This is a genomic window from Deinococcus humi, assembly GCF_014201875.1.
Classification (GTDB): Bacteria; Deinococcota; Deinococci; order Deinococcales; family Deinococcaceae; genus Deinococcus; species Deinococcus humi.
The window spans coordinates 47071-63764 of record NZ_JACHFL010000007.1 but is presented as its reverse complement, the minus strand read 5'-3'; the positions used below and the strand labels follow the sequence as shown (position 1 = coordinate 63764).

8 protein-coding genes are annotated in these 16694 nt (G+C 64.7%); 3 read left to right on the top strand and 5 right to left on the bottom strand.

Features of this window, described 5'->3' with window-relative positions:
- Nucleotides 1-93: 93 nt before the first annotated feature.
- Both HNQ08_RS27145 and HNQ08_RS14080 read right to left on the bottom strand, forming a co-directional pair.
- Complete coding sequence (locus HNQ08_RS27145; RefSeq protein WP_221284202.1) at nt 94-579, bottom strand: SHOCT domain-containing protein; 486 nt, start codon at nt 577-579, stop codon at nt 94-96.
- Between the two features lie 415 nt (nt 580-994).
- Entirely contained in the window at nt 995-3475 is a 2481-nt protein-coding gene (locus HNQ08_RS14080) for a tetratricopeptide repeat protein (RefSeq protein WP_184133339.1), read from the bottom strand.
- Between the two features lie 177 nt (nt 3476-3652).
- Between HNQ08_RS14080 and HNQ08_RS14075 the strand changes: the two genes are divergently transcribed.
- The gene (locus tag HNQ08_RS14075) at nt 3653-5467 is read left to right on the top strand and encodes a S8 family serine peptidase (RefSeq protein WP_184133337.1); all 1815 of its coding nucleotides are present in this window, start codon (nt 3653-3655) and stop codon (nt 5465-5467) included.
- Nucleotides 5468-5681: 214 nt separating this feature from the next.
- Here the strand turns inward: HNQ08_RS14075 and HNQ08_RS14070 are convergent, their stop codons facing one another.
- Nucleotides 5682-6638, bottom strand: coding sequence for an NAD(P)/FAD-dependent oxidoreductase (locus HNQ08_RS14070; RefSeq protein WP_184133335.1), 957 nt, complete (start codon nt 6636-6638; stop codon nt 5682-5684).
- Nucleotides 6628-7089, bottom strand: coding sequence for an Rrf2 family transcriptional regulator (locus HNQ08_RS14065; RefSeq protein WP_184133333.1), 462 nt, complete (start codon nt 7087-7089; stop codon nt 6628-6630). The genes HNQ08_RS14070 and HNQ08_RS14065 overlap by 11 nt, the downstream gene beginning before the upstream one ends.
- A gap of 1330 nt (nt 7090-8419) precedes the next feature.
- On the opposite strand from HNQ08_RS14065, the gene HNQ08_RS14060 reads away from it, so the two are divergent.
- The gene (locus tag HNQ08_RS14060; protein WP_229790068.1) at nt 8420-9832 is read left to right on the top strand and encodes a S10 family serine carboxypeptidase-like protein; all 1413 of its coding nucleotides are present in this window, start codon (nt 8420-8422) and stop codon (nt 9830-9832) included.
- 196 nt (nt 9833-10028) lie between these two features.
- Here the strand turns inward: HNQ08_RS14060 and HNQ08_RS14055 are convergent, their stop codons facing one another.
- The gene (locus HNQ08_RS14055; protein WP_184133329.1) at nt 10029-12935 is read right to left on the bottom strand and encodes an ATP-binding protein; all 2907 of its coding nucleotides are present in this window, start codon (nt 12933-12935) and stop codon (nt 10029-10031) included.
- A 526-nt stretch (nt 12936-13461) separates the two neighbouring features.
- Here HNQ08_RS14055 and HNQ08_RS14050 point away from each other — a divergent pair.
- Nucleotides 13462-16629 carry a LamG-like jellyroll fold domain-containing protein gene (locus HNQ08_RS14050; protein ID WP_184133327.1) on the top strand — a complete coding sequence of 1056 codons (3168 nt, stop codon included), beginning with the start codon at nt 13462-13464 and terminating at the stop codon, nt 16627-16629.
- Nucleotides 16630-16694 lie beyond the last annotated feature (65 nt).

Genomic DNA, 16694 nt, shown 5'->3' with positions numbered 1-16694 from the left:
CGCGTGGGCCTCCTTGGGGCTGGGCCTTATTGTGCACGTCAGGGTGAGAAAGAGGCGACAGAGGATGTCCCGCTGCCGCCTGTAAACCTGACTTCAGAGCTTCAGTTCATCGTTCCCAGCGTTGGGCCTGCTCAGGTCTGCTCCTGTGTGTTCGCCCTCCTCACTTAGCGTCCGGCGCAGGTTCTCGTATTCCTCGGCGTTGATCTCGCCCCTGGCGTAGCGCTCGCGGACGATGGCCAACGCACCGTCGCTGAAGAACTTCTCGCGGCCCCGGCGGAACATCTCGCGCATGTCTTCACGTGGATCTTCGCGCAGATTCCAGTCGTTCTCGGGGGTGGTAGAGGCGCCGCCCGCCATGTTCAGGCGTTGCATGTGCTGACGTCTGGCCCAGCGGCGGCGCTTGCCCCGCCCCCGCAAGAAGATCAGGCCACCGATCAACAGCAACGGTAGAAGGAAGCCGGGGCCACCATGGGTGTGGTACCCGTAACCGGGACCATAGCCCGGACCGTATCCGGCGGGGGCCTGAACCATGGGTGCGTACTGGGTCTGCGGGGCGGGGTTGTTGATGATGACGTCCATGGGCATTTCTCCTGTGTTCGTGTTGACGGGCCACCCGGCGCGGCCCCGTTCCTTGAAACAGAAGGTAGGACGGAGTGCGTGAAGCGCGGGGGAAGAGCATGTGAATGCCGCGTGAACGGCCTGAGCGGGCTGCCAGGGTGCAGTGATTTCAAAAATGAAAGAGGGGTCCCTCCAGGTTGTGTTGCCTCAACCCAGTCCTACAGCCTGACCTGACGTGCCCTATCCGCCCGCCACCGACACCCGATCCAGGGCGGCTGGCATCTTCAGACAGGTCTCTCACCGCCTAGAAACACGCGTTCTGCCATTGAGTAGGTGGGTCCTGACCACCTTCGCCCCCCGGCCGCTCCACAGTCAGGCAAGACCATCGTTTCTCGCCATCCTCGAGCACTTTGAGAGGGGACCAGGACACTCGCTTTCAGTCCACACCCAGCGCCCTGAGGACATCCGCCAGATGGCGGCGTTCCTGCTCGGCCAGCTCCTCCTCGCCGTGCAGTTCGTGCCAGCGGATCAGGTCCTCGCGGCTGTCCGTGGCCAGTGGATCGGTGGCGATCAGCGCGCGCAGCGCGTCGCGGCGGTGGACCTCGGCCGCCGGCTGCGCCTGAGCGTGAAGCCGCAAGGCGTCGTGCAGGAGGTGTTCGGCCCAGGCCCGCTCCTCGGTCAGTTCAGCAGGCAGGTCGGAGAGAACAGTCAGCGGAGCGGTGAGCGGACGCAACAGGGCCGCCAGGCCGGTCAGATCTTCGCTTTGTAGAGCCCGGCGCAGGTCAGCAAGGTCACTCTGAACCGGAAACAGCAGGGACATCAGGCCGCGTTCGCTGCCCACCAGCGGAACCCCGAACGTGCTACGCAGATGGTAGATCGCCGTCTGCAGACTGGCCAGCGGATTCTTGGCACCGGGCCAGAACCGTTCGGCCAGCACTTCCCGTGACTGCGGGTGTTCGGCCAGGGCCAGTGCAACCAGCAGCGCCGCGCTCTTGCGGGTCGGGAAATCGGCCAGTTGCACCTGGCGCCCGGCGTGGGTGAAGCGGAGTGGTCCCAGGGTCTGAATGCGCAGCGGGAACAGGGCGCGGGTGGAGGGGTCCTGGGCCAGGCTGGCCAGTGGGGCGGCGGCGCGGCTGCCCAGCACGGCCAGGTAACCATGCTGCCGGATCAGTTCCAGCGCCTCTTGCAGATCCTCCGGGGTGGATCGGTGCAGCAGGGCGGTCACGAGTTCCAGACGCGCCTCCTCCTGCCGCGCGGCCTCAATTACCGGATCAATCTCGGCTTGCCCCAGCAGGGCTTCCTCCAGCTCGGCGCGCAGGCCCAGCGGGCGGGCTGGCTGCAGGGTGGCCAGCGCCTGCTGTGGCTGCCCGAGTTCCCGGTAGGCGCGCACCCGCAGCAGGGCCGTCTCTGCCTGCAAGCTGCGGTCGTCGGTCTGAATGCGGTCCAGCGCCGCAATGGCCTGAGCCCCCTCGCCGAGTTGCAGGGCCAGAATGGCCTGCACCCGGTGCATCCAGCCGGCTGTGAGGCTGGAGGGGTGACGCTCGTTGTGGGCTGCCGCCGCTTGCAGGTGGTGCTCGGCCTGATCGAATTCGCCCAGGTAGATGTGGGATTCGGCCAGATTCAGGTGGGAGAACACGGCGTCCTCTGGAAAATCGGCAAGGGACAATTGCAGCGATTTCCGGTAGGGCCCAAGCGCCTCACGCAACAGTCCACGTCCGAAATGCAGGGAGCCAAGCGTCTGGAGACTGTAGACCTCCCTGAGCAGGTCACCGGCCTCTCTGAAGGCGGCCACAGCGGCATTCAGGCTGGATTCGGCTTCGGCATGTCGCCCGAGCTGCACGAGCAGGGTCGCGCGGTTCTGACTGGCCTCTCCGGCCGTCCGCCCGTCGCTCTGTGCGGCTTGCGTGAAATCGTCCAGCGCTCCGTCCACCTCTCCCCGCATGGCCCGCACCACCCCACGGGCGTTCAGGACCAGCGCCCCCGCCCCATCTACCAGACCGGTCAGGGCGCGGGTATACAGCGTCTCGGCACGGTCCAGATCCCCCACCACCCGGGCCACCAATCCCGCGAGGTACAGCGCCTCGGGTGCTGTCCGCCAGCGTTCCGGCAGACGACGCAGCTGAGCGCGCAGGGCCGCCTCTCCCTGGCCAGTCCGGGCAGTCCGGATCAACAGCGACAGGTAGTCGGTCCACAGGGCCGCGTCGGCGAGCGCCTCCAGCGCCGCGCTGGTGTGATCGGCCTCCTGCAGGGCCTGGGCAGCCCGACGGGCCAGGCCGGGATCAGGGTCCGGCGTCAGCACGCGGCGCAGCAGGGACGGGAAGGCCCAGCCGCCCGCTGCCGGCCACAGCCAGCCGCCCTCGACCAGCGACTGCCAGACCGTCGGGGCCACGTCCAGCGCTGCCCCCACCCCCGGCGTGACCAGCGGCGATACCGCCAGCACCCGCGCCGCTGATCGCAGTTCTTCAGGAGGCAGAAAGGGAGCCAGCAGCACGCTGGCCTGGGGCTGCCGGTAGGCCTCCCGGTCACCGGGCCGCTGCCGGGCCAGTTCCAGCGCTCCAGGCCAGCCGCCACTGACCGCGAAGGTGGCGGTCCGTTCGGCCTGGGTCTGATCAGGAAGGGCCGCAGCCCAGTCCTCGGGGGTGTAACACAGGTCTGCCCCACCCAACACCAGGACATCTTCAGGAGCGTAAGGCAGTTTCTGCAAGTCCTGCCGGGCCGCTGGAAGCCACAACCACCCGGTCTTCTCCGGCGGTGGCGGGGTCCGCCAGACCGTCCAGCCCTGCGCCTCAGCCCAGGCCGTCAGGCCGGACTGGTTGGCCCCCACCTCTACCGGTGCCACCACGCCGGCCCAGCGTCCGTCCCGATGATCCCTTTGCAGGCGCTGCAGCAGCCGGACGGGCAAAGGAAGAAGTGCCATGAACCGAGTATAGAGCGGCGCAAATGGGCGCTCCCAACGCCAGTTTCAGACGGGTCCTGCGTTTGTCACTCCGGGTCCGCCGCGCTGCGGTTCGCGCTTTATGACTGCTTTGTGTTTTTTTTGAGAGTTCCCTGCTCCAATGGGCTCAAGCACCTAATGTATCCAAAGGAGTCCCCCATGAAGAATTTCTCCAAGCTTGGCCTGGGTCTGACCGTCATCCTCGCTTCCTGTGGACAGAGCACTCCTCAGGGTTCCGTTACCCCCACCGCCGCCCAGCTGGGCCGAGTGAACGCCCAGGCCACCACCCTCTCGGCGTGCTCGGCCCTGTATGCCTCTGGTCCCAGCAGCGTGCAGGTCGACAGCTCGATGCGGTACGGTCAAGTGGGCACCCTGATCCTGTCATTCGCCGACGATACCAGCAAGGGCCGGGCGATTCGCTGGATGGATTCCAACATGAATGTGGATCTCGGGCGCGGCCTGGGTGCCCTGAACGTGCTGCCGATGGTGGCCGTCAAGACCCTGATCACTCCGGAACTGATTGGCCAGCTCAAGGCCAGCCTGCCCGGCCTGCAATCCATCTATCAGGACGCCCCTTTGCAGTACAAACTCGCTGAGAGCGTCAAGTTCATCGGCGCCGACACCGCCCAGAGCACCTACGGCGTGAGCGGCAAGGGCATCGGCGTGGGCATCATCGATTCCGGCGTTGACGGCACTCACCCTGACCTGGCCCACGTCGCCAAGAACGTGAAGCTGGTGGGTCCCGTGACAGACACCCCGGCGGGCGGTTACCTGTATCTGGATCTGCCCAACACGGACACGAGCAGCGGGCACGGCTCACACGTTGCCAGTACCATTGGCGGCAGCGGCGCGGCCTCGGCTGGCAGCGCCCGGATGCGGCGCGGGGTTGCACCCGGCGCCACCCTGGTGGGTGTCGGCGCGGGCGACGGCCTGAGCATCCTGTACGCCTTGCAGGGCTTTGATTACCTGATGAAGCCCGAAATCCGCGAGACCTACAACGTGCGTGTGATCAGCAACTCCTGGGGCAGCAGCGGCGAATTCGCGCCATACAACCCGATCAGCATCGCCGCCAAGCGCGCCTACGACGCGGGAATGGTCGTGGTGTTCGCTGCCGGCAACGAGGGGCCAGATGCCAATACCCTCAACCCGTACTCGGCCAGCCCCTGCGTGATTAGCGTGGCCGCCGGTGACAAGCAGGGCTACCTCGCTGACTTCAGCAGCCGTGGCCGCGCCGGTGACGCACTGGTCCACCCCGACGTGACCGCCCCTGGCGTCGATATCAGCGCCGCCCGCGCCCTGACTGGCCTGGCCGCCACCACCGTGCCGGATACCGACAATCCCCGTTACTCCACCATCAGCGGCACGAGCATGGCGACGCCCCACATCAGCGGCGTGGTGGCGCTGATGCTCGAGGCCAACCCCAAGATGAACCTCGACAGTGTGCTGGCCACTTTTAAAAAGACCAGCCGCGCGATGTACTACGCAGCCAGCGCAACCAGCGGCCTTGATCCGGCCCAGGTGGTCGTGAAGAAGCGCGAGGAATGGGAAGTGGGCTACGGCTATGTGGACGCCAATGCCTCGGTGCGGGAAGCGGTGCGCCAGAACCCCAACCGCTATTCGGTCCAGACCACCGTCCTGCCTGGCTGGAGCGGCACCGTGGACACTGCCGTCTGCGCCCCGACTGCCGGTTGCGTGAGCAACGCGCAGGACAGCCACGTCCTGAAGGTGCCCGCTGGCTCAAGTGTCCTGCGCGTCAGCACCGACTGGGGCAATCCGGCCTTTGACCTGGACCTGGAAGTCTACAACCCCGCTGGCCAGCTGATCGGTTCCAGTGCCCAGGGGACCAGCACCAATGAAGCAGTCAGCATTCCCAACCCCGTGGCCGGTGACTGGCGGGTGGTGCTCAAGGGCTTCCTGAACGCTCCTACCCCCTACAGCGGCACTGCCGAAGTTGACCGTATCGTTAAGCAGTAAGCCAGAAAACTGCCGCAGAGCAAGACGCCCCGTTCGTTCTGACGGGGCGTCTTGCTCTAAGGCACGGCCGTCCCGCGATCCCTCTTTTGTTTTTTCTGTGGCAGCCGGTAAACGTGTCATTGACCAGAACGAGGGTCACCGATGGTTGCAGTTCCAGTAGTAAAAAGCTTTGCACCTGTCGGTTCGCCCAGGATTGCCGGATCCGTCGAAATCTTCATGGGTTGCTGCGGTTCTCTGGCCTGTTCTTTTCCAGCGCGGCCAGTGGCCCGAAGAGCAGTGACTGGTGCAGTGAGGCTCCTGCAAATACGCCGTCAGCGGCAGCCATGCTTGCGTTGGCAACGCGCGGCGTGATATCGCCCGCCGCGTAGACGCCCGGCACGCTGGTCTGCTTGAACGCGTCGGTCTGAAGCAGCGGCCCCTGTAGACCCTCCTCTGTGGCGCAGCCCAGTTGTTCGGCAATGTCGCTGGCGGGGCGGATGCGCGATCCCAGAAATAGGGCGTCCAGCGCAATCAGGCGGTCATCCTCTAAACGAACACCGCTCAGCGCCGGGGCGCTGCCTTCTAAAGCCGTAACCAGAGCTGTTTCCACCTTTACGCCGCGCTCGGCCAGCTTTGCCAGAGTGACCTCGTCCGGCTGAGGTTGTCCGTTCAGGAAGAAGGTGACTGGACCCCAGTCCGAGATCAGCAATGCCTGATGGGTGGACAGCGGACTGACCCCCAGTACACCCAACCGTTCATTTTTGACCTCGTAGCCGTGACAGTACGGGCAGTGGAGGGCGGTGACGCCCCAACGCTCCGCCAGGCCGGAAATGTCCGGAAGAAGATCCACCACGCCATAGGCCAGCAGCAGCTTCCTGGCGTGTAGCGGCCCGCCCGTTTCCGTGGTCACGCTAAAGCCGCCGTCCTCCCGGCTGGCCGTGATGGCCCGCGTGTCCCGGAAAGTGACATTTGGGTACCGGGTGAGGTCCGCGCGAGCCTGCGCGATCATCTGGCGCGGGGGTTGACCGTCCTGCCCGAAGAAGCCATGCGAGTGAGCGGCGAAGCGATTCCGCGGCCGGTTGCTGTCAATGATGCAGACTGGGCGGCCACTGCGGGCGATCTGCATCGCACCGGACAACCCCGCATAGCTTCCGCCGATGACTATGGCGTCAAAGTGAGTTTCAAATGACATGAGGATTTCCCTTATGGGTGCTGGCATGAACCTTGAGGCGGTGACTGAAGTCGGTGGAGAGGGCGGCAAGGGTGAGGGTGTCAAGCTGCGCGGTAATCAGAGCTTCGGCCTCCTGAAAGGCGTCGTTCAGGGCCAGATTGACAGCCTGCTCGATCAGGCAGGTGGGCGTCTCGCAACGGTTGCCCACCGCAAACAGCCGGGGAGAGCCGAGCGCCCGGTACACGTCCAGGACCGTGGTCTGCGTGGGATCACAACTCAGCCGCCATCCACCCCCGTGACCTTTCTCGGAAGTCACCAGTTCAGCGTCGCGCAGTCCGGCCATCGTCCGGCGTACGACGACAGGATTGGAATTCATGGCGATGGCCAGCTTCTCGGAGGGTATGGCGTCCTTGGCGTCCATCAGGTGGAGGAGCAGGTGAAGCACACTTGATAATCGGCTGTCTAAATTCATGACACATCAACAGTTGCATGATGTGGCCGGGTGTGTCAAGTAGGGCCTTGCTCTTCTGGCTTGATGCAAATGCAAAGGCGACGACGAGTTTAAAGAGGCTGGGGTAGGCCCAAGTGTGGCTGAACTGCGAAGGACTATCCTCTCCGCATCCAGAGGCAGACCTGGAAATATTGAGCCGTTAAGCGCCATATGGCTGGCCCTCCAGGCAAGCCATGGGCCGCAGGCGGCCATATTCCTGCCTCGTGCGCCTTTATAAAAAGATGAGGTGCTGCCGGATATTTGCACCGATTCGCTCGGCACCTCTTGGGAGACGCTCCCGATACGCCCCGTGCTTGACATCCACGATGACGTTTAAAAGATGACATGGTTCTCTGCTACAGGCGGGTGGTGCAATGTCATTAACGTGCCCGGCAGCAGGAGCGCAGGCAACTCAGCTTCAGGCGACGTTGATGGCTGGAACACATAGGAAAGAGGCCAGGAACAAAGAATGCGTCCTGACCTCTTGAAACTGTGGTGGTGGGTGGTGGGACTCGAACCCTCCAGTGGCCGACAGGAACCCACTCGCGCGCCCATTGATAGAGGGGTGGGCAGCTCTCCCCTGATCTGCTGAACATACTGTTCATGCTGGGAGGGGTCCTGAACCCCGCACCTGCCAGATCGCGTCAGATGATGCCCCATCACTGTCAGCTCTTGGTGTGCTGCATGTAAAGGAGAAATGACGGCTCGATACCTCACTGCTTCAGGGTTTCCATTGGTGCTGGCTCGTCGAGGGACTGGTGTGCTGTCACGCAAGGCCGGACAGCAGGTGCCTCTTGGGGAGATGACGGCATCCCCGTCTCCTGGTGGAGTTCCACCAATTGCGCTCAGGTTTATATTGCTTTGCGCGCGTCAGGGAGGGCTGGCTCACCCTGATCGATCTGAAGCCCTCCCACCATCGCTGTCGGGTCACCAATCTCGAGTACATTCGGACAACTGCGCCACCGCTTTCCATTGAGTGTCGGGATGTTCAAGAACCAATGCACTTGCACGTCCCAAAGGACGATCACGAAATTCTGCGCGAACAGTGCTTCAAAACTCGACTTCCCATTTTAAAACTCCGCCGGAATTTCCGCTGCTGGCAGCCTTAGGACTGACATAGACTTTCCGGGTTCTCAATCATCCTCAATCTGATCTCTGGCCCTGGCCTGACGGCGGGGACGAACACCAGCGAAACCTCGGCCTGCCAGACGCTTCCCAAAGGAAAGGACAAATGAACGAAACCCCTGATCGCCCTGAGGCAGACGAAGAGAAACGAGAGACCAAACGGACTTCTCCAGAAATTTGTGACGAGGTGAGTGTCACCAGACACACCCTGAGCGTCAACGGCAGAACCCTGAACTACACGGCCACGGCTGGCACGATGGTGCTCCTTGAAGAAAAGCACGCCAAGGAGGGTGAATTTGAAGGGAACAGGAACCGGGCCCGCATCTTCTTCGTGGCCTACGCTCTGGACCATGAGGAAGCAGCCACCCGCCCGGTTACTTTTGCCTATAACGGGGGGCCGGGAAGCCCGTCTCTGTGGCTGCATCTCGGCCTGCTGGGGCCGCGCCGGGTGGTGATGGGTGACGCGGGTCAACTGACCGGGCCGCCCTATGGGCTCACCGACAACGAATTCACCCTGCTGACCGACACCGACCTTGTCTTCATCGATCCGGTCAGTACCGGGTACTCCCGCGTGATTGAAGGGGAGAACCCGGGTGACTTTCATGGCTTCCAGAAAGACATTGAGTCGGTGGGTGACTTCATCCGCCTGTGGACGACGCGCGCGGGACGCTGGCTCAGCCCTAAATTCCTGATCGGCGAGAGTTACGGCACGCTGCGTTCTGCCGGTCTAAGCGGTTACCTGCAGGAGCGTCACGGCATGTTCCTGAGTGGTTTGATGCTGATCAGCGCCATTCTGGACTACGCCACAGTGGACACCACCCCAGGTCACGACCTGGCTTACGTGACCCATCTGCCCACCCAGACGGCCACAGCCTGGTACCACGACAAACTCGAGGAGCGCAGACCCCTGGAGACGGCGCTGCGAGAGGCGGAGGCGTTCGCGGACAACGAGTATGCTTCCGCCCTGCATCTGGGTGCCCGTCTGGCACCTGACGCCCGTCGCCGGATCGCCCAGCAGTACGCCCGGCTGACTGGCCTGAGCGAGGAATTCGTCCTGAGTCATGACCTGCGCGTTCCGCTGGCACGCTTCTGCAAGGAGTTGTTGCGGGACCGCGGGCGGACCGTTGGCCGTCTCGACAGCCGTTTCACCGGTATTGATCGGGAGAGGGGCGGTAGCAGCACGGATTACGATCCCAGTTACGCGGCCATCGTGGGCCCCTACACGGCAGCCCTGAACCATTACGTCCGTCAGGAACTGGGCTTTGAATCTGATCTGGCGTACGAGGTCCTGTCAGGGCGCACGCATCCCTGGAGCAACAAGGAGTTCGAGAACCGTCATGTGCGGGTGTCGGACACCATGCGGAGCGCCATGCATCAGAATCCCCACCTGAAAGTGATGGTGGCTGCCGGCTACTATGACTTCGCCACGCCGTACTGGGCGATGCGGCACACTTTTGACCACCTCCAGCTTGATCCCGGTCTCCAGAGCAACATCCGGGAGGCATTCTACGAAGCGGGCCACATGATGTACGTCCATCTCCCGAGCCTGGAACAGCAGCACCAGGATTTGAGTGCCTTCATCGACTGGGCGAAGGCCTGAGCCCGACCCAGCATCCACCGCTGGCGAACACGGTTGAAAGACCTGGTCAGTTCACACGGTCATGGTGGTCCGCAGGGGAGACGGTGGCGACACGGTTTCCCCTAGAGCACTGACGCCCACACCTGGGACGGCCTCACCGTTTTCGGCTCACGGTCCTGAAGGGAGTTGAAGAGACTCGAGCGACACTCCTCAGCGCTCAGGGGCGTCGTGCCAGCTCAACGGCAGCCTCCAGGGACATGGCCCGGCCAAGGCGCCTGCTGTCTTCGGCCTCCGTCTCTCGCAAACTGGCCCTGGCCTCGTGCGCCCATCCATCGAGCCCCAGACTGTGCACGGAAATGTGGAGGGTTTCGAGCAAGACTTCCGCAGCCGCGTTGAGTTGCACGCATTTTGCGGGCTGCCCTTCGGCCAGGGCCAATTTCCCAAACTCGATCAACGCAGCGGCAATGGTTCGCCTGCGTCCGAGTTGCCAGTACAATTCCAGCGCTTCGGTCAGCAGCGTCCGCCCGGTTGAAAGTTCACCGCGGCCGATGTGGAGGTCCGCAAGATTGAACAGCGAATTGGCAATGCCCTGGCGGTCTCCCAGTTCGCGTTTGATGACCAGGCTCTGCTCGGTCAGCCGCTGGTAGTCGGCAAGATCATCCATCGTATTGCCGAGATTGGACAGGGCGTAGGCGATGCCCTGCCGGTCCCCCAGCTGCTCCTTGAGCGCCAGGCTCTCGGTGAACAGCTGTCGCGCGCGGGCCATGTCGCCGTTCCTGGCCCAGACGATGCCCAGATCATTGAGGGTGGTGGACAGGCCCCACAGCGCTCCGCTGTCACGCTGGAGGGCTTGTGCCTCTTCCAAGAGGACCTGTGCCCGCTCCGTTTCGCCAAGTTCCCGGTGGGTCAGCCCCAGACCGTGAAGGGCCTGCGCCTGGAGCGGCCCGAACCCGGCATCTTGCGCCAGCGTCAGGGCTTGTGTCAGCCAGCTCAGGCTCTGGGCGTAGAGCCCCAACTCGCGGCCCAGTGCGCCCGCGCCATGCAGGGCCAAGAGGCGTGGCTCCACGCTTCCTCCCCTCCGCTCCAGTGCCGCCGTAAGCCAGCGTAGCCCCTCGTTGTGGTAGCCGCGGACATACCAGAACCAGTGCAGGGCCGCACTCAGGCGCAGCGCGTCGTCGGTGTCCCCCCGCTCAGCCGTCCAGACTAGCGCGGCGCGCAGATTGTCGTGTTCGGTGTCGAGACGACTGAGCCACGCGGCCTGTTCCGGGCCGTGCAGCTGGGGGGCAGCTTCAGTCGCCAGCGCCCTGTACTGCGCGGCATGCAGTGAGCGCGTTTCGGCTTCCTCCACACGGTCATTGCACAGCGCCTCCCCGGCATAAGCCCGGATCACGGCATGCAGGTGGTAGCGCCCCGCCCAGTCTCGCCGGATCAGGGAATGGTCTGCCAGCGTCAGCAGGGTGCGCAGTCCCGCCCCCGTCACGGCCAGGGCCGCCGGGCGATCGAAGCCGCCCCGGAACACCGAGAGCCGGGCCAGGACACACCGCTCGGCGTCGCTCAGCAGCTGCCAGGAATGATCGAAGGCCGCCCGTAGGCTGCGGTGGCGCCCGGGCCGGTCTGGGGCGTCGGTCTCGATCAGGTCCAGGCCAGCGCTCAGCCCGGCCACGATGTCCAGCGGCTCAAAGGTGGACATCGTGGCCGCGCTGAGCTCCAGGGCCAGCGGCAGGCCGCCGGTCAGCTCGCAGATCTGGATCAGGGCCTGGGCATTGTCCGCCTTGAGCGCAAAGTCCGCACGGACCCGGCTGGCTCGCTCGACCAGGAGTCGCACGGCACTGGACCGGGCAGCCAGTTTCAGATCCGGTGTCGCCGGGTAATCCAGCCCCTCCAGAGACAGAACGCGCTCATCTTGCAGGCCCAGTCGGATGCGCGAGGTGACGAGCAACTGCGCTTGCGGGGCCTGGTCCAGCACCTCGTGCACCCATGCCAGCAGGGGGGCGCGCTCAGACGACGCCAGCAGATGTTCGAGGTTGTCCAGCACCAGCAGGTGACGCCCGGCCGTGAGGGCCAGGAGCAGCTGTTGCTGCGGGGGTTGCGCTCCGCCAGGGGCCAGGCCCAGGGCCGCACAGATGGCCACAATCACGCCTCCGGCCGTGTCCACACTTTCCAGCGGCACAAACGAAGGCGTGACCCCCATGGCCTGCCCGGCCCAGGCCAGCACGTCCAGTGAGAGTCGCGTCTTGCCCGACCCGCCCGGCCCGATCAGGGCCAGCAGACGCCCGTTCTGATCGGCGAGCTGCTCGTGGAGCCAGCGCGTCTCGTCCTCGCGGCCAAAGAGCGGGGTCATGGTCCGGGGTAGGGAGCGGTGGACAGACGGGAGGGGCCGAAGATGCCGGGCCGCCTCGTGAAGCTGGGTGGTGATGCCCTCGGGTTCCAGCCCCAACTCGCGGCGCAGATGCGTGCGGAAGCGTTCGTAGAGCCGCGTTCCCCGCTCACCATCTCCCAGCCCGGCGGCGCAGCGCAGCGCAGCTTGCACGGCCTCTTCAGCGTAGGGACTGTCGTCGAGGATCTGCTCGAGAATGAGGAGCGCCCCACCCAGCTGCCCGCTGCCTTCCAATTCGCCCGCGTGGCTGAGCGCGGCATCCAGCCACGCGGCATGCAGGTCCTCCCGTTCGCCGTCCAGCCACGCCCCAAAAGTAGGAAAGCCAGTGGGCCGCTGTCCGTCCAGCAATGGCCCACGGTACAGCGCGAGGGCCTGGGACCAGCGTCCGGCCTGACACGCCTGCCGGAAGAGACGCACGTCCACTCGCCCCGTCCACTGGACCGCGTCGCCGCTGGCGCCCAGCCCCTCGGCCCAGCCGAGCTGCCGCGCGCGGTGCAGCAATTGCCGCAGCCGGTTGCGGGCGGCGCCGGGCGGCACCTCGGGATACAGCAGTTCCAGCACCTCCGGGCGGGACACGGGTTCCTGCTGGCTGGCCACGAAGGCGGCCAGCCACAGTGGAACTTCCGGCGGCAGAGGCTGTAGATCGCCGCCCGACTCCAGGGCCGCAGAGCCCAGCAGGAGCAGGGTCTGTGGCGCGGCTCCATCAGGCGCGGCGGGCGTGAACGACGACATGAACTCCTTCAGCATAGCAGCCTCATTAGCGTTGAAGGACCGCTCAGACGCCTCCAAACCGCTCTGGAGGTGCGTGGCTGAGGGGCTGGGCAAGGCGGGGAGCGGGACACCTTGCCGCCATGCCAGGGCCGGGAAGGCCGCTCGACACGGCCCGTCTTGTGGATGTAACGGCAGCTAACGCCCTCTGGTCAAGCTGAGGGCACTTCAAGCCAGGAGGAAACAGATGACGAGGACAGAACCGACACCGCCTGCCCAGCTCCCCAACACCGACTCGCCCCCTCTGCCTGAGGCGTTTCTCACGGACACGTTTGAGGAAGACAGAGACCAGTTCGTGGCCAGATGTCCGCTACAAGCGTGGTACCCGCCGAGCGATCTGGGTGAGCCCCGGTTCGTCCCCTCTCCGAGAGAGGCAGAGCCACGGGATTCATCTGACCCCCCTGCAGACCCCTGCTGATCCTTTCCCCGCCGGTTCACTCCACGCCTCGCTCTGGCCCTGACACTGCGCTCCCCCTTCAGGGCCAACCCCCATCCGGAGAACACCATGAACAGAAACGTGCTGACCACCCTGCTGACCGCCACCCTGAGCCTGGGTCTGCTGGGCGCCTGTTCGTCGCCCTCGGTGGTTCCACCCAAGGACACGGGTAGCCCGAGCGGACCGGATCAGCCCGGCACCGTCAGCGCCCCCGTCAATTTCAAGGTCCAGGCGGCCGACGCCAGCAGCGTGACCCTGGGGTGGGACGCCGTGCGCGGCGCGACCGGTTACGTGCTGGAACGCAAGGCCGCCCAGGAGTATGCGGCGATTGCCACGCCTGGCGCAGCGGACACCAGTTACACCGATACCGGACTGACGCCTGGCGTGACCTACACCTACCGCCTCAAGGCCAGGACGGCGGCGGGCGAGAGCACTTACAGCGCCGAGATCAAGGGCGTGGCCAGCGTGGCCGGGACCGACAGCGACAGCGACGGGATCTCGGACGCCGACGAACAGACGGGCTACGACGTGACCATCAAGGAGGCGGGCACCGAGAAGAGGACGTATCATGTCACCAGCGATCCCTCCAAGGCGGACACCGACGGCGACGGACTGACAGACGCGCAGGAACGCGCCCTGTTCACCGATCCTGGCAAGAGGGATACCGACGACGACGGTTTGAACGACGCCGATGAGGTCAACGTCTGGGCCAGTAAACCGGCGGACCGGGACTCCGACAGCGACGCCCAGGGCAATCCGCTGCTGTTCGACGGCTCCGAGGTCAATACCTACGGCACCTCGCCGACCCTGGCCGATACCGACGGCGACAAGTACAGCGATTACACCGAGATCATCGACCGGGGCGGACGGTACAACCCGCTGATCGCCAACACGCCGCGTCTGGAACTGTCACAGGTCACGGCTCCCAGCATCGAACTCAATGTGGTGCGGACCTCCGACAACACGGTGGTAAAGAGCCATACTGCCTCATTGCAACTGGGCCAGCAGGACAGTCGCAGTGCCACCGACGCCCAGACCCAGCGGGTGACGGCCGATGTCAGCGCCACGGTGGGCGCCGAAATCAGCGGCGGCACCGACGGATTCAACGCAAAAGCGAGCGCCTCGGTCACGGTGTCTGCCGGATACGGCTACGAGAAGTCCGCCAGCTACACCACCGGCTCGGTCAGGAGCAGTCAGCAGACCTCTGAAGAAGCGCTGTCCGAGAGTGCCTCGCAGGGAACCACGCTGTCGGGTGGCAAGTTGAACGTGGGCTTCAAGGTCAAGAACACCGGCGACATCAGCTTCAATTTCAAGGACCTCACGGTCACCGCCCTGCGCCGCGATCCGGCCAATCCAGCCAACTACCTTGTGGTGGGCAACATGACGCCTGCACTGGGCGCGGGCGGCGTGGTGCTGAGCAACGGGGGCAGCACCGGGACGCTGGCTGCCTCGCTCGATCTGCCCGCCGACCTGGCCCTGAGCCTGATGCAGCGCCCCCAAGACCTGCTGTTCGAGTTCAGCAGTTACAGCCTGCTTGACGACGCCGGGCGCAACTTCGAATTCCTCAAGGAAACCACCAACGCCCAGACCGCCCTGGTCGTCATCGACTACGGCAACGGTGACATCGTGCGTGAGCGGGTGGCGACCAACGTGCAGCGCGCGGGGGGCAACATCGTGGGGGTCAGACTGTCCAAGGTGCTCAAAGACGTCCTCAAGCTTCCCTACGCCACCGGCACGTCGGGCGGGGTTCAGGTGCTCAAGACCCTGCGCGACAATGGCAGTTCCTTCCAGGGCGACGTAACGAGCGGTGTGGCAGATCATTCGCTGTGGGCCGCCGTCGGCTCGAACAACCTGAATATCGCGCCGAACACCAACTTCGATGACATCGTGCTGACCCAGAACAGCGAGATCCGGCTGGTTCGCGTGCAGGACCAGGATCAGGACCGGCTGCTCTCCAACGACGAGTACCTGTACGGGACCTCCGACAGCAAAGCAGACAGCGACGGGGATGGTCTCAGCGACCACGACGAGGCCAAGGTCGGCTGGGACGTGGTGACCGCTGCACTGGTCAAGGGCTATCCCCGACGCGTCTACTCCAATCCCGCGCTGCCGGACGCCGACAGCGACGGTCTGAACGATGCCCAGGAAAAGGGACAGGGCACCGATCCACTGAACGCCGATACGGACCGGGACGGCGACAGTGACGCGAGTGACCCCAAGCCGCTCGATCCGGGTGTGACGGCCAACGTCGCGCCGGTCCTCAGCAGCGCCACGGCAAGTGTCGGCGTGCCCGGCGCGCCGGAACGGGTGACGCTCACCGGCACGGCCAGCGATCAGAACAGCAATCTCGCCAACATCACGGTGAACTGGGGGGACGGACAGACCAGCCAGGTGAGCAGCACGCCAGCCGCGTTCACCCTCAGCCACGATTATGCTGCCAGCGGCCGCTACACCGTGAGTGTCATTGCCACCGACACTAAGGGGCTGAACAGTGCTGCCAGCACCCTGGGCGTCAACGTGACCAACTTCAAGACCGGCCTGCGGGCGTTCTACCCCCTGGCGGGTAGCGGCAGTGACGAGAGTGGCAACAATCTCAGCGCTTCCTTGAACGGTTCAGGTTGCGTCAAGGCTGGGACCGACCGCTGGAACGCGAACAACCAGGCCCTGCTGTTCAACGTGGATTATGGCAACGCGGGCTGTGGCGGTGACGCTTCAGGCGGCCTGTCTACCCCGAACCTGAGCTTGAAAACGCCGTTTTCGGTCAGCTTCTGGCTCAAGCCCAACCCGGGCCAGAATCAGGGCGACAGCTGGCTGGTGGGCCAGCAGGGAGACGCGGCGGTGGCTTACCTCGGCTCCGTTCACGGTCATAGTGGCCAGCCGGGACGGGTGAGCTTCGCAGTGGCAGGCAGTGCAGGTGATCTCCGGGTCACGGACGCTCAGGAAGCTCCGACGAACAGCTGGACCCATTACGTTGCCGTGGTGGATGTGACGGGCAACACCTCGACCCTGACGCTCTACCGCAATGGAGTGACGGTCAACTCGGCCAGCAAATCCGGGACCTACGCCCTGTCGGCCACCAGAGGCTGGACTGTCGCGGACGGGGCCGGCGGCTCGAACAACAATAGCGGCGACAGCCTGTATTACGGCGGCCTTGACGATCTGCGCTTCTATGCCCGCCCCCTGGCCCCGTATGAGGCCGACGCCCTGAGCAAATTCGACCGCTTTCCCAAGCCCTGAGTGATGTGCTGACCCGGCTGTTTGCCACAGCCCCCTGATTTTGGTGGACCCTCACGAGGTGGAGG